The following is a 25016-nucleotide window of genomic DNA, read 5'->3' on the forward strand; positions in this document are numbered from 1 at the left end:
TTTCTTTAAAACATGATTGAAATTAAGAGCATTCCAATTCCAATAGAAGTAAATGTGGCGATAAGACCAGGAATCATAAAGCTATGATTTAATACGTATTTACCGATGCCTGTTGTACCAGTGCGATCAAAGTTAATTGCGGCAACAATTGTTCCGTAGTTTGGAATAAAGAAATAACCATTTACTGCAGGGAACATAGCAATAAGTAATGCCGGTGGAATACCAAGTGATAATCCAAGTGGTATTAAAGCACGCACTGTTGCTGCTTGGCTATACAGCAAGATAGATAGAATGAATAATGCGATGGCAAATAGCCATGGTGCACTTGTCACTAAATGTTGAATGGAACCTTGAATCATATTTAAGTTTCCATTGAAGAATGTATCTCCCATCCAAGCGATACCAAAAATAGCAACAACTGCTGTAGCACCTGCTTTAAAGACGTTACCAGATACAATGCTTTCCACATTTGGTTTACAGAAAATAATAATAAGAGCAGCAATTGTTAACATAACCATTTCAATTGTGTTTGGCATTGAAAGACGAACTAGTTTTCCATCAATCATCCATCCTGGACGAAGGGATTCAAAAGAACCAAGAAGAACGACAAAGAAAGTTGCGAATAGAAAGAGGATAACAGATAATTTAGCACCCTTTGCACCTATAAATTCTTTCTTTTCTTCAAGTTTTGGAATCATACCTTCTTTTAGTCGTTTCAAGTATTCCGGATCTTCATTTAATTCTTTACCCATTTTACTAGCAACGAAAGCAGCTAACATACAAGCGATGAAAGTAGAAGGAATACTTACTTTTAAAATATCTAGTAAAGTGATTTTATAATCAGCTAACATTGCTAAAAGTGCAACTGTAGCAGCTGAGATTGGGCTTGCTGTAATCGCTTGTTGAGAAGCGATGACGGCAATTGACATTGGGCGTTCTGGTCTAATACCTGATTCACGTGATACCTCGGCGATAACAGGGAGTACAGAATAAGCAACGTGACCAGTCCCTGCGCATAGCGTAAATAAATAAGTGACAATAGGAGCGAAAAATGTGATGCGCTTTGGATTTTTTCGTAATGCTTTTTCAGCAAGGTGGACAAGATAATCCATTCCTCCAGCAGCTTGCAAGGCTCCAGCAGCTGTAATTACTGCTAAAATCATGAGCATAACATCAATAGGGGGAGCTGTAGGTTGTAAGTGGAAGACAAATACAAGTATTGCCATACCAACTCCACCCATTACTCCTAAGCCGACTCCACCTAGGCGTGCGCCAATAAAAATACAGAGTAGCAAGGTGAGAAATTGTAGCCAAAACATGATAAACTACCTCCGAAATTCATAGATTAAGATATATTTGAATAGTTTAATTTTAACGAAAATTAACAAAACATCCGAAAGAAACCTTTATTTATATACCTTTTTTATTATATAACACAAAAAAAGTAACATTCACTCATTTTATTAAATTATTTCGAAAAAATAATACATTAAAATTTCACATTTATATATTTAAATAAATAGACATTTTAATTTTTATATTGTAATCTTTGTAAAGAGAATTTGTAATTCTCATAGAACTCCCATATCGTTTAACTCGTTCAGCGAGAAAGGCAAACTTGTGGAAACATAAGGATGCAAAGCTATCGGAGCTAAGGTCAAAGGACTAAGCTAGCCAGTTACCGGACGGATAGGGTTAGTTTTGACCAGTGCTATTTTACATTGGTCTTTTTTTTATGAATTTATATATATTTTTTGTAATTCACTATGTTATGTGTTGTTATGGTTACTACCACCTTAAATTGCAGTAAATTAGGAAGAAGTAAGTTGCCTGTAACATCATGATTAGTGAGGGCTCATCATTAGCAGGGATAAAAAATACGAATTAACGTTTCACTGCATATAATACTTTTGTTTGTTCAATAAAATAAATCATGCTACAATGAAAACGAATTAAGGACCGGGGAGCCAATTGGCTGAGAGGATGTAAGCATACATCGACCCTCAACCTGATCTGGATAATGCCAGCGTAGGGAGTTACTTAAAGTGATGTAGCATATGTTATTTTATAATAACTTGCATACAAGGCTTTCCTACGTGATAGGAAAGTCTTTTCTTTTTTTATAAACATATTTCGCAAGGGGGATTTCAGTATGTCACAACAAGTTACAATTTCATTTTCAGTAGTACCGCAAGCAAAAACAAAGGATGTATATTCTGTTGTTGATAAAGCGATTGAAGTTGTTCAACAATCAGGAGTTCGCTATGAAGTAGGTGCAATGGAAACAACATTAGAAGGAGAATTAGATGTACTTCTTGATGTCATTAAACGTGCACAACAAGCTTGCGTCGATGCTGGAGCAGAAGAGGTTATTACTTCTATCAAAATTCACTATCGTCCAAGCACTGGTGTAACGATTGATGAAAAGGTTTGGAAGTACCGTGATGAATATGCAAAACCAGAAGCGATCTAACATAACAATCACAACAATTTGGCTTATCCTTCTCATTGCGATATGGGAAGGATCTGTTTCATTGTTTAAAATTGAACCGTGGATTTTACCGAAGCCTTCTGCAATTGTTCAAGAATTAATTGGAATGAAAGACTTATTATTCCCGAATACAATGCAAACGTTACAGGAAGTTGTAATCGGATTATTCTTTGCGATTTTACTTGGGACGAGTATTGCTATCATTATGGATGTAATACCTCTATTTCGTATTTTAATTAATCCATTGCTTGTTATTTCGCAAACAATTCCAATCGTTGTACTCGCGCCATTATTTATTATTTGGTTTGGGTATGGAATGTTGCCAAAGGTAATGGTCGTTATTCTCGTTTGCTTCTTTCCAATTGCTCTTAGCATTTTAGAAGGTTTTCAAACAGTAGATAAAAATATGCTGAAGTTATTACAAACAATGAAGGCGACAAAATGGCAAATTTACCAAAAAGTAAAATTTCCAGCAGTGCTTCCATACTTCTTCTCAGGTTTAAAAATTGCTGTTACATATAGCGTGATGGGAGCGATTATTGGGGAATGGCTTGGAGCGAGTGAAGGATTAGGGGTTATGCTTACAAGAGCAACAAAATCCTTTTTAACAGCTCGAGTATTTGGTGTTGCAGCTATTATCGTCATGGTGACATTATTCTTGTATTTTATCGTAGAGTTTATGGCAAGAATAACAGCACCATGGATATACAGAAAGGACGGCAGAAAATGAAAAAAGGTTTAAAGGTTATGTTAGCGGCATTATTAGCAGTTGGTGTGGCCGGATGTAATACAGCGAAGAAAGAAGAGAGTGCAAATAAAGAGAAGAAAGTAAAAGTTGTTTTAGATTGGTTCCCAAATACAAACCATACTGGTTTATATGTAGCGAAGACGAAAGATTATTATAAAAAACAAGGCTTGGATGTAGAAATCATTCAGCCAGGTGATAATGTTACAGCAGAGCAAATGATTGCTTCAGGAAAAGCTGATTTTGCTATCAGTGCACAGGAAAATGTAACATTGGCTCGTGTTGAAGGTATTCCTGTTGTTTCTGTCGGTGCAATTATTCAACATAATACATCTGCTTTTGCATCGCTTAAAAAAGATAATATTACTTCACCGAAAGGTTTTGAAGGTAAGCGTTATGGTGGCTGGGGAGGACCGGCAGAAGAAGCGACGTTAAAGACGATTATGGACAAGCATCAAGCAGATTTTAATAAGGTTGAAAAAATTATTCTTGGCCAAACAGATTTCTTTAAATCAATTGGTCGCGACGCAGACTTTGAGTGGATTTATTACGGTTGGGATGGTATTGAAGCAAAACGTCAAGGAAAAGAATTAAACACAATTATGGTGAAAGATTTAGATCCAGCACTCGATTTTTATAGTCCTGTTATTATTACAAGTGAAAAGCATACGAAGCAAGATAAAGACTTCGTGAAAAAGTTTATGACTGCAACGACAGAAGGTTATAATTTTGCAATTAAAGAACCGAAAGAAGCTGCGGACATTTTAATTAAAAATGTTCCAGATGTGAATAAAGACTTAGTACAAGAAAGTCAAAAATGGTTAAGTACAAAGTATCAAGATGATGCAAAAGCATGGGGAGTACAGAAGGAAGAAATTTGGACGAATTACATGAATTTCTTATATGATAATAAAGTTATAAAAAAGAAAATTGATGTAAAAGATGCCTTTACAAATGAATTCCTTCCAAGTGAAAAATGAGCGGATTACAAATAAAAGAAGTTGTAAAAGCTTTCGATGGCAAGAACGTATTAGAAAACATTAGTGCTTCCATAAAAGAGGGAGAGTTTGTCTCTTTTGTAGGTCCAAGTGGTTGTGGAAAAAGCACGTTATTAAATATGATTGCAAGTGTTGAAGAGCCGACGAGCGGAGATGTGACATATAGCGATAAACAGGTGCAAACCCAAGATGTTGTTAGTTATATGCCACAACAAGATTTATTACTTCCGTGGCGATCTGCTTTGCAAAATATAGTTCTGCCATTAGAAATTGAAGGTAAGCCAAAGAAACAGCGGCTTGCAGAAGGACTAGAAGCATTAAAACAATTTGAGCTGGATGAATATGCGGATCACTATCCAGATGCACTATCTGGTGGTATGCGTCAAAGAATTAGTTTCCTTCGTACGTATTTATGTGAAAAGCCTATTATGTTACTTGATGAACCGTTTGGAAAGTTAGATGCGTTCACAAAAATGGAAGTACATCGTTGGCTTTTAAATTCTTGGCATCAAGAAAAGCAAACAATCGTTATGGTTACACATGACTTAGATGAGGCAATCTTACTTTCTGATCGTGTATTTATTTTGTCACAAAGACCAGCATCAATTGTAGGAGAAGTACATGTGAAATTATCCCGCCCGAGAACGATGGATATGTTAACATCTCTTGAGCTAAAAGAAGATAAGGCAGAAATTTTAAAGATATTAGCTCCTTATATGAGAAAGTAATAAAAGTCTCTTAACAGCTTTAATGTAATGGCTGTTAAGAGACTTTTTTATTTAGAAGGAAAAATGATGAAACGATATGCGTTAGAAAATCTGTATAAAGAAATGTTTACAGAAAATGAAAATAATAAAAAGGAACATAAGAAAAAAACGAGAATAGAATATAAGAGATTCGCTTACACTAGTATTATAAAGAAATAATGAATATTAAAGGAGTGAAAGGATAAGATGAATTTATCAACTGTGCTTCAAATGGTTTTAGCTTGATATGGGAGGAGTCTGCCCATTTTTAAAGATTAAGCTAAATTGAAGACAGTAGATAAAGAGCCTTAATCCTTTTTTACGATAATGAATTGTAATGGGTAAGGTGTATTCACCTTACCCATTTTCTTATATAAACAATTAAATAGGGTCTTTATTTTGCTGTTCTCTCTATTTGGCTTGTTAGTCATAAGTAAAGGAGAGAGCAAAAATGAGTATATTAACAGTAGAAAATTTAAGGCATTCATATGGAGAGAAGACGATTTTATATAATGCGTGTTTTCGATTATTAAAAGGTGAACATGTTGGACTTGTAGGTAGGAATGGCGTAGGAAAATCAACATTATTGCGTCTGTTAACAGGTGAAATGATACATGATGATGGAATAGTTGAATGGTTTCCTCGTGTGAAAATTGGCTTTTTACAGCAACATGCGGATTTACAAGAGGGGGTAACGATTGAGGACTACTTACAAAGTGCATTTTCGGATTTGTATACAATTGAACGTGAAATGCTAGAAATCACGGAAGAGATGGCGAAAACAAATGAATTAGAAAAATTATTAGTACAGTATGGAGAGCTACAAAGTATACTCGAAAGTTCTAATTTTTATCAAATTCATACAGAAATTGAAGAGGTAGTGGGCGGTTTAGGTTTGATTGAGTTAGGTATGGAAAAGGACGTTTCAAAATTAAGTGGGGGCCAACGTACAAAGTTATTACTTGGGAAACTTCTTTTGGAGAAGGCGGATGTTTTATTGTTAGATGAGCCGACAAACTATTTAGACGCAGTTCATATAGAATGGTTACAAACCTATTTAAAAATGTATGAGAATGCTTATATTGTTATTTCGCATGATGAAGTGTTTTTAAATAATATTACGAACGGCATCTATCATTTAGAAGAACAAATCATTAAACGCTATTCAGGGAATTATGAACAATTTTTGCAAAGCTACCAACTACAAAAGAAGCAATTACAATTGGCATATACAAAACAACAAAAAGAGATTACACATTTAGAGAGCTTTATTCGGAAAAATAAAGTTCGAAAAGCAAAGCAAGCAAAAAGTCGTGAAAAGGTATTGGAGAAAATGAAAAAGGTTGGAAAACCTAATGATGTATCTCGTGCATGTTTTGATTTTCAAGTGCACATTGAACCGGTGAGCCGTATATTACAGGCGGAGAAAATTCAAATCGGCTATAAAGAACCGTTCTTTCCAGAAATTAATTTGCAAGTAAAAAAAGGCGAAAAGATTGCAATTGTTGGCCATAATGGAATAGGAAAAACAACAATATTAAAAACATTACTAGGAAAAATAAAACCATTAAATGGTTCCGTTTATATTGGAGAACGGGTAAAACCAGCTTATTTTGCACAAGAGGAATTTGCTACAGAGATAACAGCAGTAGAGCGAATATGGTCAGGACGTCCGGATATGACACGAAAAGAAATTCGGCAAGCTTTAGCAAAGTGTGGATTAAAGGAAGAACATATTTTAAAACCTAGCCATTCATTAAGTGGTGGAGAACAAACGAAAGTCCGTTTATGTGAACTTATCGTATCTAAAAGCAATGTTTTAGTTTTGGATGAACCAACTAATCATTTGGATATAGAGACTAAGGAAGCCTTGCAGGAGGCGTTGAATCGATACAAAGGAACTATTTTAATTGTTTCGCACGAGCCTTCTTTTTATGAAAAGTGGATTACGAAAATATGGAATATAGAAGAGTGGGGCTTAAGATAATACAAATTACAGAAAAGAGGTATTAACTTTTAAAGGTTAATGCCTCTTTTTTGATTAACATGATTTTTGAGAACTCCTAAACGAAAAATTGTAGAAAAAGAACTCTTATGGTGCGCGTATAAGCGTGCATTTTCTACAATTGTTCCTGTAAGTAAAGAATAATGTGATTTTCATTGGAAAACAAGGGTATTTACAGGATATTAATGTAAGATTAACAAGAAGTTCACATTGGAATTTAACTATAGAAATAAATCGTTACATAAGTTTGATTATAAAATGAATCTTGAAAATAAAAAGTTGGTGTCGAGGAGATTTCGTATGAAACTTCTAGCTTGAAACTAGGAGAAAGTAATGATCTATAGAAAGCTCCCATTAATAAAGAAGAATATTATCTCTATTAAGGGGAGTGAAATGTTAGTTACTGCTTATAATAGTATTGAGAATTTCTGCTGGAACTCCTGCTCCAGCACCACCAATTGTAATTGTTCCATCAGGAGGAATTTCACCATTCCATCCCGCATTAGTAATGACATAATGATTGTTTGTTTTACTAACAATTTTAGAATCCCAAACTTGTGTTAAAGTGCCGCTATAATCAAATTCTAATGTCCAGTTTTTAATAGGTGTCGTTCCGGTATTCTTCATGATAATAGAGAAGTTATAACCACTTCCCCAATTTGAAGTGACTGAAAATGTCACATTACCATTTCCACCAGGCGGTGTTGTATTAGCATCATCTGTTTTGACAGTAATAGAAGTAGGTTGTGACTTATTCCCAGCAGCATCTTTTGCTATGACTGAAAAGGTATATTCTGTATTAGGTTTTAAGTTTTTGATTGTAATGTTATTTGTCTTCGTAGTCCATTTTTCGACTTCAGAAGCAACTTCATATTCAGTAACTCCTACGTTATCAGTGGATGCAGTCCAGTTTAATTGAACTGAATTTGAGTTTTTATTTGTAATAGTAATGTTTTTAACATTGGTTGGCGCTTCGGTATCTTTTTGGTTAATCGGTCCACCTAGTAATTCTGTTACTAACGTATCTAGTAATTTTGGACCACTACAGCTATATTTTGGACTTGTGCGGCAATCACCACTCAGTTCCCAAAACATTGCACCACTTAGTCCTTTTGCTTTTATATAGTCTGTTTTATATTTCATAGATTCATTATCATCATAGCTAATAAACGTTCCTGTAGTTTGATTGTACAAATAAGGTACTTTAGCTGCATCGTTCCAATAGCGTACAAAGCCATTTTTATTTACATAATTAGCCGCTAAATCGCCGTAATCATATACACCTGTATCACCTGTAGAATAATCATCCCAAGTTCCTTTAGAAGCTAGTTTTCCATCACTACCTGGTTTACAAGGTTGATATTGTCCATTATTATCTTTTCCGCAACTTTTCCAGCCACGGCCGTAAAAAGGTACACCTAATACAAGTTTATCTGCTGGAACCCCTTCAGTTTTATAAATTTCTATAGCTCCATCTACGTAATATTTCGTATCACTTGCTGGATCGTTAGGGTCTTTGTATAACGCTGCGTTATGATTAGAAGTCGCTTCCCATCCACCATGAAAATCATATGTCATAATGTTAATCCAGTCGACGATTTGAGAGATTTTATTTAGTTCTGTATGATCTGCATAACGTTGACTTGCGCCCGAGGCAATTGTTAATAAGTATTCTTTTCCATCCTCTTTTCCTGCTTTATTTAAAGCATTTCTTACATCTTGAAGAAGAAGGGTGAAATTTTGTTTATCTTCCGGTCGATAACTACCTCCCGGAATCGTTTCAACACCTGGATATTCCCAGTCTAAATCGACACCGTCAAATCCGTATTCACGAATGAAAGCTACTGTAGATTCTGCGAATACTTTTCTAGTAGTTTCATCAGCGGCTACATCAGAAAAACGATTAGACCAAGTCCAGCCCCCAACTGAAATAATGGTTTTTAAGTGAGGATATTTAGCTTTTAATCGTTTTAATTCACCGAAATTTCCGCAGCGGGCATATTTATCACAATCTTCCCAAGTTGTTCCTGAACCAGGAAAAGATTTATTGACATCAGCCCAAGGTTCGCCTAGTACGAGAGTACCATTAGGGATTTCTTTATTTTGCAGTGGTACGCCGGACTCTTTACATGCCCACGTTTGTTTATTAGGATTGTCGGGATGTGTAGAAGGGTTTCCATGTTTCCCATTCCAGCAAATATCGGCGAAAGCATAGTTTAAATGAGTAAGTTTTGATGCATCGATATCAGTAACTTGATAATTACGACCGTAGATACCCCATGAAGGAAAGTACCCAATAATTTTTTGGTTTGTTTTTGGTGAATCAGCTGATGCGAGATTAGGAGTAATAAAGTTTGTAAGAAAAAGAGGTAAGAAGAGTAGCAGAGATAGGAATAGTAGTGTAAGTTTTTTTGACCTCATAGTCATTTCCCCTTTCAAAATAAAAAGATATATTTAAAGGCATTTGCCAATAAATCAAAATGAATCTAGACGTATGAACGTCTAGATAAAAAAAGAACAGACATCACGAAGTCTATACAAGTGAGTTGGGGGTGATTTCATCGTAACAAATGTAAGATTTAGTGTAAACGCTTTATTTGAGGGTGCAGACTTTCTCAATATAAAGAAGGCAATAATGCAAATTATCTATAAGGATGAAACAAAAGAGAGGAGAAATTTCGTTTCTTATAAAAAATTTGAGAAAGAATTGTATCGGACGATTACTTAATAACGTAGCGATAGGATGAAATTTCATGTAAAATAATAGTAAAAATATGTAAGGAGGGAATGACGTGGATGTTTTCTTGAGCATTGCTGAAGAAAAAGTTCGTCAAGCAATCCGTAATGGGGATCTTGATAATATTCCTGGAAAAGGAAAGCCACTGCAATTAGAAGACCTTTCAATGGTACCTCCAGACCTAAGAATGAGCTATAAAATATTAAAAAATGCAGGAATGATTCCAGCGGAGATGGAATTGCAAAAAGATATATTGAAAATAGAGGATTTGATTGCTTGTTGTTATGATGAGGTGGAGAGAATAAAATTACGAGAAGAGCTAACGGCAAAAACGCTGCGTTTCGAGCAGTTAATGGAAAAGCGAAAAATTCAAGGTAATTCGGTATTTCGTATGTATCAAGACAAAGTATATCGTAAATTACGCTAAGAGGGATAACATGAAAAGATTCCAAACATTAGAAGAATTAGTAGCATATATTAAAGAACAACAATTGGTACTTCTATTTATTAAAACCGAAAATTGCGGTGTTTGTGATGTAATGTTAAGGAAAGTAAATTATGTATTAGAGGATTACGATTATGTGAAGAAAGTAGAGATTTTACTACAAGACATGCAAGAGATTTCAGGTCAATATTTAGTATTTACAGGACCAACGATTCTATTATTTCATGAAGGAAAAGAGATTCTTCGTGAATCGCGATTTATTTCACTTGAAAATATAGAGAGAGTACTGCAACTATTCGAAAGATAAGGGAGGGTTTTTATATGGAATTTATAATAGCATTATTATTTTTTGTTGTAATCGGTATGATTGTAACAGCAGTTAGATCAAATAACAGAAAAGTAAACCTTATTAAAAAGAGTAATATGCATAATACATCTAACACTTCGTCACCACTATTTTTCTTTGCTGGATCTGACGGTGAGAGTTCACATGATAGCGGTGGCTCACATGACTGTGGAGGATCCTTTGGTGGAGACAGTGGAGGTAGCTGCGGTGGCGGTGATTGATGAAAGTACGCCCTATAGGGGGCGTATTTCTTTTTAAACAAACGTTTGATTAGTTGGCTTGCATATGCACAATAACAGTTAAACAAACGTTTGATTAAAATTTTATAAAAGCTATTAAAAGGGGAATGGAAATGGGAAGGGAACCGAAAGTGAAAAATAAAGGGAAAGTAGCATTATTTGTATTAGTTGCTGGAGGCGTATTTCTTGTTAAATTAGGGTTTAAATTTGGAACAATACATATGATTCGAGTTTGGTTTGAAAATACGTTTTCGTAAATAAGGACTATAGCCTCTTGCGAAAGAGGTTTTTCATTTGTTATTATTAGACTGAACGGTCGGTTTAAAGAGGTGTGAGTATGAGAAGAAGCGCAGAAGAGATAAAGAAAGAAATTGCATATAAAGCAGAAAGTCTGTTTTCACGAAAAGGCTATGCAGCTACATCTATGGAAGAAATTTGTGAAATTACAGAGCGAAGTAAAGGAAGTATTTATTATCATTTTAAAAGTAAAGAAGAATTATTTTTATTTGTAGTAAAACAGCATACGTATGATTGGCTTGAAAAATGGAATGAAAAAGAGAAGTTGTATGTTACTAATATTGAGAAATTATATGGTCTCGCAGAATATTATGTAGAAGACATACAGCAACCAATTTCTAGTGCAATAGAAGAGTTTTCTATGAGCCAAGTTGTAAGCAAAGAGATTTTAGATGAAATGCTAGCTTTAACAAGAGAATCATATGGTATTTTTGAGAAATTAATTGGAACAGGTATACAATCCGGAGAATTCCGTGAAGATAATACTCGCGACCTTATGTATATTGTAAACGGATTATTATCAGGGCTTGGAGTACTTTACTATGAGTTAGATTATAAAGAGTTAAAACGAATTTATAAAAAGGCAATAGATGTATTGTTAAAAGGGATGGCGGCTGAATAATAAGTCAGCGGCTTTTCTTATAAAACAAATTAGACTGAACGGTCGGTTTATGAAAGGAGGAGTGAAAATGAAAGCTTTATTTAAAAATCGAGCATTTATGCTCGTTATGGCATCTGATATTTTACAGCAATTCGCAATTTGGATTAGAAATATGGTTCTTTTGTATTTCATAATGGAGCGAACGAATAATGATCTAGTTTTACGTATGTAAATAAAGAAAGAAGAGGCTACTAATCAAGAGGAACGAAATCATTCATTAGCTTCGAAATAGCCATTGTAAGGGAGCAGAACTGCTCCTTTTTCTTATGGGAATCTTTTGACAATGAAATGTACCAACTATATACTGATGTTGTAAAAAAGATTTTACAGGTTAGGAGAAATGGTGTGAAAAATCAAATCTATGAATTACGCACTGAAAATAATATTTCACAGGGTGTATTAGCTGATAAGTGTAAAGTTTCAAGACAGACGATAAATGCAATTGAGAATAATAAATATGATCCAAGCTTAGCGTTAGCATTTCGTTTAGCCGAAGTATTAGGAACAACTGTCGATAAATTATTTTTGTATAAGCAGTAGGGGGAGAAATCGTTGGGGAAGAGTAAAATAAGTTTTTGTATGATGCTCCTTGTCGGAGTATGTGCACTTGCATTTGCACTTTACTATTGGTTAACTGAGCTTCGAGTGAATTGGTATGCTTTGTTTCTTTGTAGTATAGCATTACACTATATTTTTAAATATTTAACTTTGTATAATGTTGATGAAATAGATGTGGAAGAACAACAAGAGGATTTAGAGAAACATGTATTAAAAACAAGTACGAATATTACATATTACGTATTAGTCATTTTAATTTTCGGTTTGTTTTTTGCCTCAGTTGGTTTTAATACATGGATTGATTTTCATCATATACCACTTTTATTTGCTTTATGTGCTGCCATAGTTGTAAAGCCAGCTGTAGAGTTTTTAATTGTAAAGCGTTATCGGTGAAAACGAATAAAAACATCCTCTTCATAAGAGAAGAGGATGTTTTTATTATATTGTTTTAGAGTTAGGAGTAGGTGTTGTAACGGAAGTATCATTTTCAGGTACCTTTGTTAAAAGAATTCCGCCGATAATAAATAACACAATAATACTAAGTACACCAGCGTTTGTTTTTCCTGTTAATTGCGTTGTGATACCTACTAATACCGGACCCATAATTGCTGCAAATTTACCAAAGATATTATAAAATCCAAAGAATTCATTCGCGGACTCTTTCGGTACTAGTTTTGCAAAATAAGAGCGGCTAAGTGCTTGAATACCCCCTTGGGAAGTAGCTACTAGCATGGCCAAAATCCAAAAATCAAGCGTTGTTTTTAAGAAATAAGCGTATGTGCAAATGATGATATAAATAATAATACCGACATATAGCATTTTTTTACCGGTAAATGTTTCTGATAGTTTTCCGTACAGTAAAGCGAATGGACAAGCGACAATTTGTGTTACAAATAAAATGATTAATAGGTTAGTTGCACTAATACCAAGGTCTGTTCCATAAGCAGTGGACATAGTAATAATTGTGTCTACGCCATCAATATAAAAAAAGTAAGCGATTAAGAATATAAATATAGTTTTGTATTCTTTAATATTTTTAAAAGTGCTAGCAAGTCGTTTAAAGCTCATTGTAATTGGTTTTGGATGACGTTCAATATAGTTTATCTGTTCCACATTTTTGAGCATTGGAATTGTAAATAGTCCCCACCAAAGAGCTGTAATTGCAAAGGAAATTTGACTAGCAATGCCAACAGATAAGGGGATAGTCCCTTTTTGTGCAAGGATAATAAGAGCGATACAACCGATAAAAGGAATCGTACTTCCAATATACCCTAATGCAAAGCCTCTCGTTGAAATACGATCCATTCTATCTTTAGAGGTAACATCCACTAAAAATGCATCATAAAAAATGTTTGCTCCAGCAAATCCGACTAGCGCGAGCATATAACATCCTAATAATAAGTACCACTGAGATGTTGGAACAACAGCTAACATACTTGTAAAAATAATACCGAGTCCAAAAAAGAATGTGAAAAAGCGTTTTTTAAATCCTTTATAATCAGCAACTGTGCCAAGGATAGGAGCAAGTATAGAAATTAAAAGTGTGGAGAACGAGTTTGCATATCCCCAAAAGGCTGTTGAAGTTGCTCCAGATAGTCCAGCTTCTTTTGCGGCTGCTTTGAAGTAAATCGGAAATAATGCAGTTGTAATGACGAGCGAATATACCGAATTTGCCCAATCATACAATATCCAGCTTTTTTCTTGTCTGGACATTTTTTTCATATAATGTTCCTCCTTAAATTTGTTCTAATAATAGTGTACAAAAATAAAAATTGTAAAAAGAGAAACGAGGTTAATTTTTACATAGATTTTACATATATACACATTTCTTTACAATTGAAGTAAATCCTCTATGACGGTTCCATCTGTTTCACCTAAGTGCAAACCGAGTAATCGTGCAATAGTAGGGCCTTCATCGATGAGCCTCATATATGGGACGATAACCCCGCTTCGAATTCCTTTTCCAGCGGCCATAAAAATTGTTTCATAGTTAGGTTTTGTTGGAGAGTATCCGTGTGTACCAAACGTATACTTTTTACTAGAAGTTACATCTTCTCTAGTAATTTCTTTTATGAAATCACCTACATAATTTTCAATGAAATAATACCCTTCTCTGGCTTCTATCATAAATAAGCAATTGCCATCGGCACCGCGTTCTTTTGCAGCTTCATCATGAAGGATAAATTCAATACCGCTTTCTTTATCTTGAAGAAGCTCTTCAAGAAGAAGTTGAACCTCTCTAATAGTTTCGGTATCATTTTTATCTTTTACGTGTACATAGGCAGATCCATCACAGCTTTGACAATAAGCTTTCCAATCTATCAATTTTCCTTTTTTATTTACGGATAGGAGTCCTTTTTGATGGAAGAGAACATTTAATTGAATTGCTTTATTTTCACTTAAAGCGCTATGGTCACCGAGTGCAATAATTGTACTTTCCTCATATATACCACTTTCCTTTAATGCATGAATAATTTTTCCTAAACGTTCATCGTGTCTATGAATAGCGGCTTTTGTTTCATTAGAAGAAAAGCCATGATAATGTCTCTGTGTGTCTAAATCAGTAAAGTGTACGAACATCACATTAGGCTTTTTTGTATGAATTGTATGCACAGCAGAAGCGAGAACGAAATCATCAAGCTCAGGTTGTGACAATCCGTTTCTTATATGACCAAAGCGATGATTCAGATCTAGTTGATATAGTGGGCTACCGCTAAATAATGAAACTAAAATTTGATTTTGCCACGGTCTATTTGGGAAAATTTCTGGTAAATTATAATCAATTTTTGCTCTACCAGTAACAGGCCATAGAAGCGCTGCTGTCGTTAAATTGGCTTTGTGTGCTTCATCATATAATGTTGTTCCGTTAATAGATTTACGATACCAATGCCAATCTGGTGACTCACGGCCTGGTTGAAGTAACGTATTGTTGACAACACCATGTTTATTAGGGTAGTTGCCGGTTACGATGGTTGTATGGCTCGGATATGTTACAGAAGGATAAATCGGCTCTACTTTTTTCGCAATCGCACCCTTATTTATTAAATATTGGAAATGAGGAAGTTTTTGTAATATAGGAAAATCTAAAGCTGATAAACAGTCAAAAGATAAAATAATGACACGATTCGTTAATGGTTTATTCATAGAGTAGACCTCCCGATTATATAAAACCTATTCTCATATATTACTATTAATACCTAGTAATAAAAATACGTTTTTGAATAAAATTTATTGTTTATTTTCAGAAAAATTAAACATATAATAATTATTATACGGAAATGAATGGAAGGAGGGAATAGCATGGATTGGATGGATGGCTTTGGTATATTTTATATCATCGGAGGTATTACCATTTTCCTTGTATTTGCTATTTCATATTTACTAAAGAGACGTTTTCCGAATAAACAGTTTGATATTATATTCTCCCTTATTGTAATACTTCTTTGTTTAGCATTTTTTCCTGTTACAATGATCGTTATTGGAGGATGGGAAGGAATGGGTTATGGATTTATTTGTTTCTTTGTTTTAATCGGTACACTTATTGGAATGATTGCTCACCAAATGGTAAAAGTGTTTAGGAAAAGCTACGTATAAAACAAAAATAAATGAAAAGAATATATAAAAATAAGAAAAGTAACTCTTGTTTTGAAATAAAATCTATATTATGATATTCAACAAATTTATTTCGTTATAACGATGAAAAAGGACTAGTACATGTCTCACCTTTTTTTGTAGAGAGAGAATCCCTTTGGCTGAAAGATTCTTAAAAAGGCGATATGGAACCTACCTTTGAGTTCTGCATATGCAGCGGGAAATTCCCGTTATCAAAAAGAGAGCATACTCAGTTTTTTGTGTATGAATCAGGGTGGTAACGCCGGCAAAGCTCGGTCCCTATTTGGGGACACGGGCTTTTTTTATTTTCAAAAGGAGGAAAAATGATTATGGCAAAAGAACAAGTACAGGCCATTACAAAGATGGAGGAAGACTTTGCGCAGTGGTATACCGATATTGTAAAAAAAGCAGAGCTTGTTGATTATTCAAGTGTGAAAGGCTGTATGATTTTACGTCCATATGGCTATGCATTGTGGGAGAATATGCAGAAAGTGATGGATGAAAAATTAAAAGAATCCGGTCATGAAAATGTATATATGCCAATGTTTATTCCAGAGAGTTTACTGCAAAAAGAAAAGGATCATGTTGAAGGTTTTGCTCCTGAAGTAGCATGGGTTACGCATGGTGGAGATGAGAAACTGGCGGAAAGACTTTGTGTACGTCCGACATCTGAAACGCTATTTTGCGAGCATTTTTCAAAAATTGTTCAATCTTATAATGATTTACCGAAATTATATAATCAGTGGTGTTCAGTAGTTCGTTGGGAAAAAACGACAAGACCGTTCCTTCGCACAACTGAATTTTTATGGCAAGAAGGTCATACAATTCATGAAACCGCAGAGGAATCTCAAACTGAAACATTAAATATTTTAAATTTATATGCTTCCTTCTGTGAAGAGTATTTAGCAATTCCAGTTATTAAAGGACAAAAAACAGATAAAGAAAAATTTGCAGGAGCGAAAGCGACTTATACGATTGAAAGCTTAATGCATGATGGAAAAGCACTTCAGACAGGAACATCTCATAATTTTGGAACGAACTTCTCTGAAGCATTTGATATTAAGTTTTTAGATCGTAATGGTAAGTGGCAATATGTACATCAAACTTCTTGGGGTGTATCAACAAGAATGATAGGTGGACTTATTATGGTTCATAGTGATAATAATGGACTTGTTATGCCACCAAAGGTTGCACCATTACAAGTTGTAATCGTACCTATCGCTCAGCATAAAGAAGGAGTTTTAGAAAAAGCAACAGAGTTACAAGGACGCATTCAAAAGGTTGCACGTGTAAAAATAGATGCTAGCAATAAAACACCTGGATGGAAATTTAATGAGTATGAAATGAAGGGTGTTCCAATTAGATTAGAAGTTGGACCAAAGGATATTGAAAAGAACCAAGTAGTACTTGTAAGGCGTGACACAAAAGAAAAAGAATTCATATCAATGGATCAATTAGAAGAACGTATTACATCGTTACTTGATGAAATTCATCATTCTTTATTGAAAAAGGCGAAGGCATTTCGTGATGAGAGCACATATAGTGTGACAAGTTTTGAAGAAATGAAGAAATTAGCTGATGAAAAACAAGGATTTATTAAGGCGATGTGGTGCGGAAATCTTGCTTGTGAAGAGAAATTAAAAGAAGAAGTTGGTGTATCTTCACGTTGTATACCATTTGAACAGGAGTGCTTAGCAGAAGAATGTATCTGTTGTGACAAAAAAGCAAAGCATATGGTGTATTGGGGGAAAGCATATTAATAATTTTTCTTATCTATAGATAGTTAAAATGGACTTTGATATTGAATCTATACTATTTCAAATCAAAGTCCATTTATATTTTTTATATGAATTATTTTTGTTTAATTACTTTACTTTTTTTCGACGAACAAATAGTGTAATACCAAGTAAGAACGTAGAAAGTCCCATTAAAATTGAGGCAGGATAATGAGTTGAAGTATTAGGTAGTTTATCACCTTGTTTTGAAGTGTTTTCTCCTTTTATTTGACCACTTTTGGATTTGTTACCGCCTTGGGAGCCATTTTCTTGTGAATCATCACCGTCTTGTGCGACTGCATTATTATCTACTTGGTGAAAATCTTGTTTAGCGGTATGACCGACATTTAAACTACTAAAAAAGGATAGGGATAGTGTTAATGCTAAAATTGTGATTTTTGTCATCGCTTTCCTTCTGAAAATAAAATACACCCTTTTGTAATATTTCGTATGGAAAAGGATTTTATGCAAAAAACCGATATATAGAAAAAGATGTTTATAAAATTTTTATGATTATATTTGTATATTCAGAATAAATATTTTAAAATGATATGTTAAGATTAATAGTAAGACAAATTAAAAAAGGGAGGGCTGAAGAATATAGGATTGCTTATATTCTTATAAAAATTATGAAGCAAACAACAAAACAAATCATAACAGGTACATTTCTAGCAACAGCAGCATCTTTTGTTTCGACTCATGCCTTTGCAGAAAGTGATAATTTAGCGACAGTAAATGCAACAAACCTAAATATACGTGAACAACCTACAACTCAAGGTAAAGTTGTAGGGACAGTAAAACAAGGAACAACTGTAAAGGTTTTAGGTCAGGAAAAAGAATGGGCTAAAATTTCTCACGATGGAAAAGAGGGGTATGTTTCATTACAATTTTTAAAATTGTCGGGTAAAAACCCAGGTGCTGAACAAAAACAGCAACAACCAACAATTAATAATGGACAAAAAGAAGAGGGAACTGTTACGGCAACTCGTTTGAATGTACGCAATAGCCCAGTTTTAGGTAGTTCAATGATTGGTTATGTCCAAAAAAATGAAAAAGTAACGGTTTTAGGAAAAGCAAATGGTTGGGCAAAGATTGAATATAAAGGAAAAGAAGGCTATGTATCGTTAGAGTTTGTGAAGTTAGAAGCAGGAAAACAAGAAGAGAAGCCAGCAGAAAACATTACAAATGGGACGCAAGAAGTTGGAAAAGTCAACGCAACAAGCTTGCGAGTAAGAAGTGAAGCAAATACAAGCAGTTCAACTCTAGGGAGCTTAAAAAATGGTGAAAAAGTAACAATATTAGGAAAAGCAAACGGCTGGGCGAAAATAAGCTACAAAGGAAAAGAAGGCTATATATCGTTAGAGTTTGTGAAGTTAGAAGCAGGAAAACAAGAAGAGAAGCCAGCAGAAAACATTACAAATGGGACGCAAGAAGTTGGAAAAGTCAACGCAACAAGCTTGCGAGTAAGAAGTGAGGCAAATACAAGCAGTTCAATTCTAGGAAGCTTAAAAAATGGTGAAAAAGTAACAATATTAGGAAAAGCAAACGGCTGGGCAAAAATAAGCTACAAAGGAAAAGAAGGCTATGTATCGTTAGAGTTTGTGAAGTTAGAAGCAGGAAAACAAGAAGAGAAGCCAGCAGAAAACATTACAAATGGGACGCAAGAAGTTGGAAAAGTCAACGCAACAAGCTTGCGAGTAAGAAGTGAGGCAAATACAAGCAGTTCAATTCTAGGAAGCTTGAAAAATGGTGAAAAAGTAACAATATTAGGAAAAGCAAACGGCTGGGCGAAAATAAGTTACAAAGGAAAAGAAGGCTATGTATCGTTAGAGTTTGTGAAGTTAGAAGCAGGAAAACAAGAAGAGAAGCCAGCAGAAAACATTACAAATGGGACGCAAGAAGTTGGAAAAGTCAACGCAACAAGCTTGCGAGTAAGAAGTGAGGCAAATACAAGCAGTTCAATTCTAGGAAGCTTAAAAAATGGTGAAAAAGTAACAATATTAGGAAAAGCAAACGGCTGGGCGAAAATAAGTTACAAAGGAAAAGAAGGCTATGTATCGCTAGAATTTGTAACACTTGGTACAGATTCAACAAATCCAACGAACCCAATGAATCCTGAGCAAGTAACAGAAGAACGAGCTGTTGTAAATGCTTCTCTATTAAATGTTCGTAAAGGCCCATCGACAGGGATGGCAGCTGTTGGTCATTTAAAGAATGGAGAGACTGTTACAATAATGGGAAAAGAAAATGGTTGGGCAAAAATCCGTTTTAACGGTGGTGAAGGTTACGTCTCATTACAGTTTTTAAAGGTTAAACAAGGTTCATCCTCTTATGAAATTGTTACTTCATCACAAAAGGTACAGAAGCCAAATGAAGTAGAAGCAACGCGAATTATGCAAAATATGAAAGAAGATGCTTATATTACAAGTGACGGTAAAGTTGTAAATATGAAGCAAGGTTTCGTTCGTGCAAATGGTGTTGTTAATATTTATGACATTGCGACAGGGAAGAAGCTCACATATGTAAAAGGTGGGGCCGACTTGAAATTTGTGAAAGCTACTGGTGATCGTATTCATGTCAAAATTGATGGTATGACAGGTTATGTGAATATAAATGATGTTACATTACATCCGGCAATGACTGGTGAAAAAACATCGTACTATGCAACTAAAAATGGCAAGTTATATCATTATGTATACAACCCTGCAAATGATAAATATGCAACGTATCAAATTGGTAATGCTCAGAAGCATTTAAAAGAAGGAGAGCGTTACGAAGCTTTCGATAAGAAGCAAATTGGGGGACAAGATAGTTATCAATATTTTGAGTATATGCCACTCCGTGCAACATCTACTTATACAGGAGATGAGATAGATGATTTCTTACGAAAATCTAATGCAAATAGCCCACTTATTGGATTAGGAGAATATTTTGTAAGGGCAGCAGAGAAGTATGAGATGAACGCCGGATACTTAGTGTCACATGCAATTTTAGAATCTGGCTGGGGAACGAGTCGTATTGCACAAGATAAGAAAAATTTATTTGGCTTTAGAGCAGTAGACTCAGACCCATATAATGGTGCGACTGGATTTAAGACATGGGAAGAAGGCATTGATTTTTGTGCTGCATATATAGATAAACATTACTTAACGCCAAGTGGAAATACATACAATGGTGGAAACTTAGGTGATAAGGCGCAAGGCATGAATGTTATGTATGCAAGTGATGAAAACTGGGGGCAGCAAATTGCCTCACTTATGTATAGAATTGATTCAATGAATGGAAGTAAAGACTTAAATAAATATCGACTTGGAACGCTGACAGCAGGTTCTCCAGTATTCCAAAGTATGGCTGGAGAGCAGACTGGAACGACATCTCGGAACATTATGGTAGCTATTAAGAAAACAATTAACACACCGCAAGGGTCATATTATGAAATCGTTTCAGATAATAAAGTATACAATAGTGTCTACGTAAAAGCTGGGTCTGTAAATCTTGTAAACTCTTATTAAAAGAAAGCATCATCATTTCAATGCAGCAGAATGAAATTCATAATGTTAGAGGAAGTGACAGTGTGAAAAAATATATCGCATTTGATATTGGTGGTACGCAGATTAAATATGGGATTGTTTCGGAACTAGGGATATTATTAAATCAGAAAACGACCTTAACAGAAGCTCATTTAGGAGGAGAACAAATCGTTCAAAAGCTTATTAGTTTGGCGGAGCAATTAATGAATGAACATATTGTTTCTGGAATCGGCATTAGTACAGCTGGAATTGTAGATATTCATAAAGGAATAATAACTGGCGGCGTGGATCATATTCCACGCTATGCTGGTATTCCTATTATTGATAGATTACAAACAGTATTAAAAGTTCCTATATCCATTGAAAACGACGTCAATTGTGCTGCATTTGGAGAGCAGTGGCAAGGTATTGGAAAGGATGAAAGGAATTTCATTATGTTTACCCTTGGAACGGGAATAGGGGGAGCTATTGTTATTAATAAGGAACTGTACAGAGGTCATTCGTTTAGTGCCGGTGAATGGGGGAATATGTTAATTGAAGGGAAGCCATTTGAAGAAGTTGCCTCGATTTCAGGATTAATTCATCTTGTGCGGAAGTATAAAGGTAGCGGTGATTGGAATGGTAAAACAATTTTTGAATTATATGATCAGAAGGATAAAGAAGTTACACACGCCGTTCGAATATTTTTTAGACATTTAGCAATTGGAATTAGTAATCTTGCTTATATCTTTAATCCGCAAACAATTATTATTGGTGGTGGGATTACTGAAAGAGGCGATCTCTTCTTAGAAGAAGTGAAAGAAGAGGTACGAAAATATTTGAATCACGAGATTTATAGTAATTGTGAGATTAAACTTGCGCAAAATCAGAATCATGCAGGAATGATTGGATCAATTTACCACTTCTTACATCGTTATAAATAAATGATATAGGTGTTTTCATATAATTGAGAATTTATTCTTTTTCTCAGTCGACGAATAATGCTACAATATAAGGGAAGAATACAATATTTTCCGATTAGGAGAATACTTTGTAGAAAGGAAGAAGCTTATGCCTATTATTTTAGAAAAAGGACAAAAGATTGATTTAACGAAGGGACAACCAGGAGTAGCAAAATTACAGGTTGGCTTAGGCTGGGATCCAATTGGGCAATCAGGTGGATTTCTGTCTTCATTATTTGGAAGTAAACCAAGCGTAGATTGTGACGCATCTGTCGTTATGTTAGAAAATGAACGCTTTTTAAACAAAAACGATCTCGTTTACTTTGGAAATAAATTATCTGCTTGTGGAAGCATTATTCATTCAGGAGATAATTTAACAGGTGAAGGCGATGGCGACGACGAAACAATTTTCGTAGAATTACATAAAGTTCCAAGCCGTATTAATCGTTTAGTATTTGTTGTTAATATTTATGACTGTGTAAATCGTCGTCAAGATTTTGGGATGATTCGTAATGCATATATTCGTATTCAAAATCCGCAAACGCGTGAAGAATTAGCACGTTATAATTTATCGGAAAATTATGTTGGGAAAACCACATTAATTGCAGGTGAAATGTATCGTCACGGAAATGAGTGGAAGTTTTCGGCAGTTGGTGAAGGAACACAAGATAAGAATTTAAGTGAGATTGTAACACGTTATCAATAAGAAAAATTAAGGAGGAATAGTATATGGCATCTATTTCGTTAAAAAAAGGACAGAAGGTAGATTTAACAAAAACAAATCCAGGTCTTTCTACAGTTCTTGTAGGACTTGGGTGGGATACAAATCGTTATGATGGACAAAATGATTTTGATTTAGATGTTAGTATCTTCCTAGTAGGAGCAAACGGTAAAGTATCAGGACCAGAAGATTTCGTTTTCTATAACAATCCAAAAGGTGCAAATGGCGCTGTGGAGCATTTAGGAGATAATCGTACTGGCGCAGGTGACGGCGATGATGAAGCGATTAAAGTGGACTTGAAGAATGTCCCATCTCATATCGAGCGTATTTGTTTCACGATTACAATTTATGAGGGCGAAAGCCGTAGCCAAAACTTTGGACAAGTTTCTAACTCTTTCGTACGTATCATAGATGAAGAAAAGAATGCAGAATTAATTCGCTACGATTTAGGAGAAGATTTCTCTATCGAAACAGCAGTAGTAGTAGGTGAATTATACCGCCATGCAGGTGAATGGAAATTCAATGCAATTGGAAGTGGATTCCAAGGTGGACTAGGTTCTTTATGTAATAACTTTGGTTTAGATGTAGAGTAATAGATTCATATATCCATTAGTAAAATATATTTTACTAATGGATATATTTTTAAATATCAAGATATAGAGGTGAATATAAATGGCTATTCAGTTACAAAAAGGACAGAAAATTGATTTAGGTAAGACAAGTCCAGGTTTAACAAAAGCAGTAATTGGTCTTGGATGGGATATTAAGTCTTATGATGGTGGTTCTGATTTCGATTTAGATGCATCTGCCTTTTTATTAGATGCAAATGGAAAATGTACGAAGGAAACTGATTTTATTTTCTATAATAATTTACAGTCTCCTTGTGGATCAGTTTTACATACAGGAGATAACCGCACAGGTGCAGGTGACGGTGATGATGAACAACTTGTTGTAGATTTGAAAAAGGTTCCAGCAGATGTTCATAAAATTGCTATTACAGTTACAATTTATGATGCAGAAGGCCGTAATCAAAATTTTGGGCAGGTTGCGAATGCATTTGTTCGTTTAGCAAATGAAGAAACAAACGAAGAAGTTCTTCGTTTTGATTTAGGGGAAGATTTCTCCATTGAAACAGCAGTTGTTTTTTGTGAATTATATCGTCATAATGGACAGTGGAAGTTTAATGCAGTAGGAAGTGGATTTCAAGGCGGATTAGGCGCACTTGTAAGAGCGTACGGCTTGGATGCATAGAAAGGAAACGAACTTCGTTTCCTTTTTTTGACCTTTCTATAAATCTAGCAAAGGATAGGGGATAAAGGTAAGATGAGTATTTTGCAAGGAATCCTTGATACGTATGCTCAATTTTTTGATTTGGACATGTGGATTAAAGTGTTGCAAGATCCAGTATCTTGGGGATTAATTGGTACACTTGTTGTACTTGAAGGCTTATTATCTGCTGATAATGCACTCGTATTAGCAGTAATGGTAAAACACCTTCCGGAAGAAAAACGTAAAAAAGCATTATTCTATGGACTTATTGGAGCTTATGTGTTCCGCTTTATTGCAATTGGAATCGGAATGTTCTTAATTAAGTTATGGTGGGTAAAACTTCTTGGTGCACTTTACCTTGCTTGGTTATCAGTAAAATACTTTATTGATAAGAGAAAAGGTGGCAGTGAGGAAGAAGAAGCCCATGGTATGAATCAAAATAGTATTTTCTTTAGAATGTTCGGTGTCTTTTGGGGAACGGTTGCGATGGTTGAATTAATGGATATCGCGTTCTCTGTAGATAGCGTGCTTGCTGCATTTGGTGTATCAAATGAAGTTTGGATTCTACTATTAGGTGGAATGCTTGGTATTTTAATGATGCGCGGTATCGCTGGTGTATTCTTAAAATTGTTAGAGCGTATTCCAGAGCTTGAAACAACGGCATATATTTTAATTTTAATTATTGCAGCGAAAATGCTATTGTCTCTAATTGGATTTGAAATGAGTCACGCACTATTCTTTATTATTTTAGTGGTAGCATTTGGAGTAACATTTATTTTGCATTATATGAAAAATTCTGGACAAGCCAGAGAAGAAGTTGCAGCTACTAAGGAAGAAAATAAATAATTGAAATGGGTTTGCTCGTTATGCGAGCGCCCATTTTTTATAACCTAAAATAGT

General features: G+C 34.7%; 25 protein-coding genes, 2 pseudogenes, 2 riboswitches and 1 other annotated feature. Of the genes and pseudogenes, 22 read left to right on the forward strand and 5 right to left on the reverse strand.

Going from position 1 to position 25016, the window contains the following annotated elements; translation table 11 throughout:
* Positions 1-5: 5 nt before the first annotated feature.
* The gene (locus DJ93_RS15005) at positions 6-1319 is read right to left on the reverse strand and encodes an anaerobic C4-dicarboxylate transporter family protein (protein ID WP_042981643.1); all 1314 of its coding nucleotides are present in this window, start codon (positions 1317-1319) and stop codon (positions 6-8) included.
* Positions 1320-1601: 282 nt separating this feature from the next.
* Positions 1602-1686: riboswitch (cyclic di-GMP riboswitch) on the forward strand.
* 264 nt (positions 1687-1950) lie between these two features.
* A riboswitch (TPP riboswitch) is annotated at positions 1951-2052 on the forward strand.
* A gap of 100 nt (positions 2053-2152) precedes the next feature.
* Here DJ93_RS15005 and DJ93_RS15010 point away from each other — a divergent pair.
* The 6 genes from DJ93_RS15010 (at position 2153) to DJ93_RS15030 (ending at position 6967) form a co-directional block, all read left to right on the forward strand.
* Positions 2153-2473 (forward strand): MTH1187 family thiamine-binding protein, encoded by a 321-nt coding sequence (locus tag DJ93_RS15010; RefSeq protein WP_000082900.1) that lies wholly within the window; start codon positions 2153-2155, stop codon positions 2471-2473.
* Positions 2445-3221, forward strand: coding sequence for an ABC transporter permease (locus DJ93_RS15015; protein WP_042981647.1), 777 nt, complete (start codon positions 2445-2447; stop codon positions 3219-3221). The genes DJ93_RS15010 and DJ93_RS15015 overlap by 29 nt, the downstream gene beginning before the upstream one ends.
* Entirely contained in the window at positions 3218-4216 is a 999-nt protein-coding gene (locus DJ93_RS15020) for an ABC transporter substrate-binding protein (RefSeq protein ID WP_042981648.1), read from the forward strand. Before DJ93_RS15015 ends, DJ93_RS15020 begins: the two co-directional genes overlap by 4 nt.
* Complete coding sequence (locus tag DJ93_RS15025) at positions 4213-4962, forward strand: ABC transporter ATP-binding protein (protein ID WP_042981650.1); 750 nt, start codon at positions 4213-4215, stop codon at positions 4960-4962. Before DJ93_RS15020 ends, DJ93_RS15025 begins: the two co-directional genes overlap by 4 nt.
* Positions 4963-5028: 66 nt before the next feature.
* Positions 5029-5160 carry a hypothetical protein gene (locus DJ93_RS34410; protein ID WP_259300245.1) on the forward strand — a complete coding sequence of 44 codons (132 nt, stop codon included), beginning with the start codon at positions 5029-5031 and terminating at the stop codon, positions 5158-5160.
* Positions 5161-5431: 271 nt separating this feature from the next.
* A complete protein-coding gene (locus DJ93_RS15030) occupies positions 5432-6967 on the forward strand; it encodes an ABC-F family ATP-binding cassette domain-containing protein (protein WP_042981651.1) in 1536 nt (511 codons plus the stop codon).
* Positions 6968-7381: 414 nt separating this feature from the next.
* Here the strand turns inward: DJ93_RS15030 and DJ93_RS15035 are convergent, their stop codons facing one another.
* Entirely contained in the window at positions 7382-9406 is a 2025-nt protein-coding gene (locus DJ93_RS15035; protein ID WP_042981653.1) for a glycosyl hydrolase family 18 protein, read from the reverse strand.
* A gap of 371 nt (positions 9407-9777) precedes the next feature.
* On the opposite strand from DJ93_RS15035, the gene DJ93_RS15040 reads away from it, so the two are divergent.
* The 8 genes and pseudogenes from DJ93_RS15040 to DJ93_RS15070 all read left to right on the forward strand — a co-directional run bounded on the left by DJ93_RS15040 (position 9778) and on the right by DJ93_RS15070 (position 12661).
* The gene (locus DJ93_RS15040) at positions 9778-10149 is read left to right on the forward strand and encodes a DnaJ family domain-containing protein (protein WP_042981654.1); all 372 of its coding nucleotides are present in this window, start codon (positions 9778-9780) and stop codon (positions 10147-10149) included.
* 10 nt (positions 10150-10159) lie between these two features.
* Positions 10160-10474: a thioredoxin family protein gene (locus DJ93_RS15045; RefSeq protein WP_042981655.1), complete on the forward strand. Its 315-nt coding sequence runs from the start codon at positions 10160-10162 to the stop codon at positions 10472-10474.
* Positions 10475-10488: 14 nt separating this feature from the next.
* Positions 10489-10734: a hypothetical protein gene (locus tag DJ93_RS15050; protein ID WP_042981656.1), complete on the forward strand. Its 246-nt coding sequence runs from the start codon at positions 10489-10491 to the stop codon at positions 10732-10734.
* 131 nt (positions 10735-10865) lie between these two features.
* A complete protein-coding gene (locus tag DJ93_RS15055) occupies positions 10866-11009 on the forward strand; it encodes a hypothetical protein (protein WP_042981657.1) in 144 nt (47 codons plus the stop codon).
* Between the two features lie 80 nt (positions 11010-11089).
* Positions 11090-11671, forward strand: a complete 582-nt coding sequence (locus DJ93_RS15060; protein ID WP_042981658.1) for a TetR/AcrR family transcriptional regulator — start codon at positions 11090-11092, stop codon at positions 11669-11671.
* Positions 11672-11738: 67 nt separating this feature from the next.
* A pseudogene (locus DJ93_RS30645) lies at positions 11739-11870 on the forward strand (MFS transporter); the annotation flags it as partial.
* Positions 11871-11998: 128 nt separating this feature from the next.
* The gene (locus DJ93_RS15065) at positions 11999-12250 is read left to right on the forward strand and encodes a helix-turn-helix transcriptional regulator (protein ID WP_080743483.1); all 252 of its coding nucleotides are present in this window, start codon (positions 11999-12001) and stop codon (positions 12248-12250) included.
* Between the two features lie 12 nt (positions 12251-12262).
* The gene (locus DJ93_RS15070; RefSeq protein ID WP_042981662.1) at positions 12263-12661 is read left to right on the forward strand and encodes a hypothetical protein; all 399 of its coding nucleotides are present in this window, start codon (positions 12263-12265) and stop codon (positions 12659-12661) included.
* 45 nt (positions 12662-12706) lie between these two features.
* Here DJ93_RS15070 and DJ93_RS15075 read toward each other — a convergent pair whose 3' ends face one another.
* Positions 12707-13990: an MFS transporter gene (locus DJ93_RS15075; RefSeq protein ID WP_042981663.1), complete on the reverse strand. Its 1284-nt coding sequence runs from the start codon at positions 13988-13990 to the stop codon at positions 12707-12709.
* Positions 13991-14098: 108 nt separating this feature from the next.
* Entirely contained in the window at positions 14099-15412 is a 1314-nt protein-coding gene (locus DJ93_RS15080) for an alkaline phosphatase family protein (protein WP_042981664.1), read from the reverse strand.
* A 156-nt stretch (positions 15413-15568) separates the two neighbouring features.
* On the opposite strand from DJ93_RS15080, the gene DJ93_RS15085 reads away from it, so the two are divergent.
* Both DJ93_RS15085 and proS read left to right on the forward strand, forming a co-directional pair.
* Positions 15569-15862, forward strand: a complete 294-nt coding sequence (locus tag DJ93_RS15085) for a YesK-like family protein (RefSeq protein ID WP_042981665.1) — start codon at positions 15569-15571, stop codon at positions 15860-15862.
* Positions 15863-15955: 93 nt separating this feature from the next.
* Positions 15956-16164, forward strand: a binding site (T-box leader).
* Between the two features lie 45 nt (positions 16165-16209).
* On the forward strand, positions 16210-17640 hold the full coding sequence (gene proS, locus DJ93_RS15090) for a proline--tRNA ligase (protein ID WP_042981667.1): 1431 nt from the start codon (positions 16210-16212) through the stop codon (positions 17638-17640).
* Positions 17641-17745: 105 nt separating this feature from the next.
* Here the strand turns inward: proS and DJ93_RS33745 are convergent.
* Positions 17746-17958 (reverse strand): annotated as a pseudogene (locus tag DJ93_RS33745) (LPXTG cell wall anchor domain-containing protein); the annotation flags it as partial.
* A 248-nt stretch (positions 17959-18206) separates the two neighbouring features.
* Between DJ93_RS33745 and DJ93_RS30650 the strand changes: the two are divergent.
* The 6 genes from DJ93_RS30650 to DJ93_RS15125 all read left to right on the forward strand — a co-directional run bounded on the left by DJ93_RS30650 (position 18207) and on the right by DJ93_RS15125 (position 24962).
* Complete coding sequence (locus DJ93_RS30650; protein ID WP_241484284.1) at positions 18207-21167, forward strand: SH3 domain-containing protein; 2961 nt, start codon at positions 18207-18209, stop codon at positions 21165-21167.
* A gap of 62 nt (positions 21168-21229) precedes the next feature.
* Positions 21230-22108: an ROK family protein gene (locus DJ93_RS15105; protein ID WP_042981671.1), complete on the forward strand. Its 879-nt coding sequence runs from the start codon at positions 21230-21232 to the stop codon at positions 22106-22108.
* Between the two features lie 127 nt (positions 22109-22235).
* Positions 22236-22832, forward strand: a complete 597-nt coding sequence (locus tag DJ93_RS15110; protein WP_042981674.1) for a TerD family protein — start codon at positions 22236-22238, stop codon at positions 22830-22832.
* 23 nt (positions 22833-22855) lie between these two features.
* A complete protein-coding gene (locus tag DJ93_RS15115; protein ID WP_042981675.1) occupies positions 22856-23440 on the forward strand; it encodes a TerD family protein in 585 nt (194 codons plus the stop codon).
* 79 nt (positions 23441-23519) lie between these two features.
* Positions 23520-24098, forward strand: a complete 579-nt coding sequence (locus tag DJ93_RS15120) for a TerD family protein (protein ID WP_042981676.1) — start codon at positions 23520-23522, stop codon at positions 24096-24098.
* 72 nt (positions 24099-24170) lie between these two features.
* Positions 24171-24962, forward strand: coding sequence for a TerC family protein (locus DJ93_RS15125; protein ID WP_042981677.1), 792 nt, complete (start codon positions 24171-24173; stop codon positions 24960-24962).
* Positions 24963-25016 lie beyond the last annotated feature (54 nt).

Origin of the sequence: Bacillus clarus, from assembly GCF_000746925.1 — a bacterium.
GTDB classification, from domain to species: domain Bacteria; phylum Bacillota; class Bacilli; order Bacillales; family Bacillaceae_G; genus Bacillus_A; species Bacillus_A clarus.

What these genes read in the sequence shown, in the direction of transcription:
- DJ93_RS15005 (WP_042981643.1), bottom strand. Translation starts at nt 1,319, where the DNA reads ATGTTTTGGCTACAATTTCTCACCTTGCTACTCTGTATTTTTATTGGC.
- DJ93_RS15010 (WP_000082900.1), top strand. Translation starts at nt 2,153, where the DNA reads ATGTCACAACAAGTTACAATTTCATTTTCAGTAGTACCGCAAGCAAAA.
- DJ93_RS15015 (WP_042981647.1), top strand. Translation starts at nt 2,445, where the DNA reads ATGAATATGCAAAACCAGAAGCGATCTAACATAACAATCACAACAATT.
- DJ93_RS15020 (WP_042981648.1), top strand. Translation starts at nt 3,218, where the DNA reads ATGAAAAAAGGTTTAAAGGTTATGTTAGCGGCATTATTAGCAGTTGGT.
- DJ93_RS15025 (WP_042981650.1), top strand. Translation starts at nt 4,213, where the DNA reads ATGAGCGGATTACAAATAAAAGAAGTTGTAAAAGCTTTCGATGGCAAG.
- DJ93_RS34410 (WP_259300245.1), top strand. Translation starts at nt 5,029, where the DNA reads ATGAAACGATATGCGTTAGAAAATCTGTATAAAGAAATGTTTACAGAA.
- DJ93_RS15030 (WP_042981651.1), top strand. Translation starts at nt 5,432, where the DNA reads ATGAGTATATTAACAGTAGAAAATTTAAGGCATTCATATGGAGAGAAG.
- DJ93_RS15035 (WP_042981653.1), bottom strand. Translation starts at nt 9,406, where the DNA reads ATGAGGTCAAAAAAACTTACACTACTATTCCTATCTCTGCTACTCTTC.
- DJ93_RS15045 (WP_042981655.1), top strand. Translation starts at nt 10,160, where the DNA reads ATGAAAAGATTCCAAACATTAGAAGAATTAGTAGCATATATTAAAGAA.
- DJ93_RS15050 (WP_042981656.1), top strand. Translation starts at nt 10,489, where the DNA reads ATGGAATTTATAATAGCATTATTATTTTTTGTTGTAATCGGTATGATT.
- DJ93_RS15055 (WP_042981657.1), top strand. Translation starts at nt 10,866, where the DNA reads ATGGGAAGGGAACCGAAAGTGAAAAATAAAGGGAAAGTAGCATTATTT.
- DJ93_RS15060 (WP_042981658.1), top strand. Translation starts at nt 11,090, where the DNA reads ATGAGAAGAAGCGCAGAAGAGATAAAGAAAGAAATTGCATATAAAGCA.
- DJ93_RS15065 (WP_080743483.1), top strand. Translation starts at nt 11,999, where the DNA reads ATGTACCAACTATATACTGATGTTGTAAAAAAGATTTTACAGGTTAGG.
- DJ93_RS15075 (WP_042981663.1), bottom strand. Translation starts at nt 13,990, where the DNA reads ATGAAAAAAATGTCCAGACAAGAAAAAAGCTGGATATTGTATGATTGG.
- DJ93_RS15080 (WP_042981664.1), bottom strand. Translation starts at nt 15,412, where the DNA reads ATGAATAAACCATTAACGAATCGTGTCATTATTTTATCTTTTGACTGT.
- DJ93_RS15085 (WP_042981665.1), top strand. Translation starts at nt 15,569, where the DNA reads ATGGATTGGATGGATGGCTTTGGTATATTTTATATCATCGGAGGTATT.
- proS (WP_042981667.1), top strand. Translation starts at nt 16,210, where the DNA reads ATGGCAAAAGAACAAGTACAGGCCATTACAAAGATGGAGGAAGACTTT.
- DJ93_RS30650 (WP_241484284.1), top strand. Translation starts at nt 18,207, where the DNA reads ATGTTAAGATTAATAGTAAGACAAATTAAAAAAGGGAGGGCTGAAGAA.
- DJ93_RS15110 (WP_042981674.1), top strand. Translation starts at nt 22,236, where the DNA reads ATGCCTATTATTTTAGAAAAAGGACAAAAGATTGATTTAACGAAGGGA.
- DJ93_RS15115 (WP_042981675.1), top strand. Translation starts at nt 22,856, where the DNA reads ATGGCATCTATTTCGTTAAAAAAAGGACAGAAGGTAGATTTAACAAAA.
- DJ93_RS15120 (WP_042981676.1), top strand. Translation starts at nt 23,520, where the DNA reads ATGGCTATTCAGTTACAAAAAGGACAGAAAATTGATTTAGGTAAGACA.
- DJ93_RS15125 (WP_042981677.1), top strand. Translation starts at nt 24,171, where the DNA reads ATGAGTATTTTGCAAGGAATCCTTGATACGTATGCTCAATTTTTTGAT.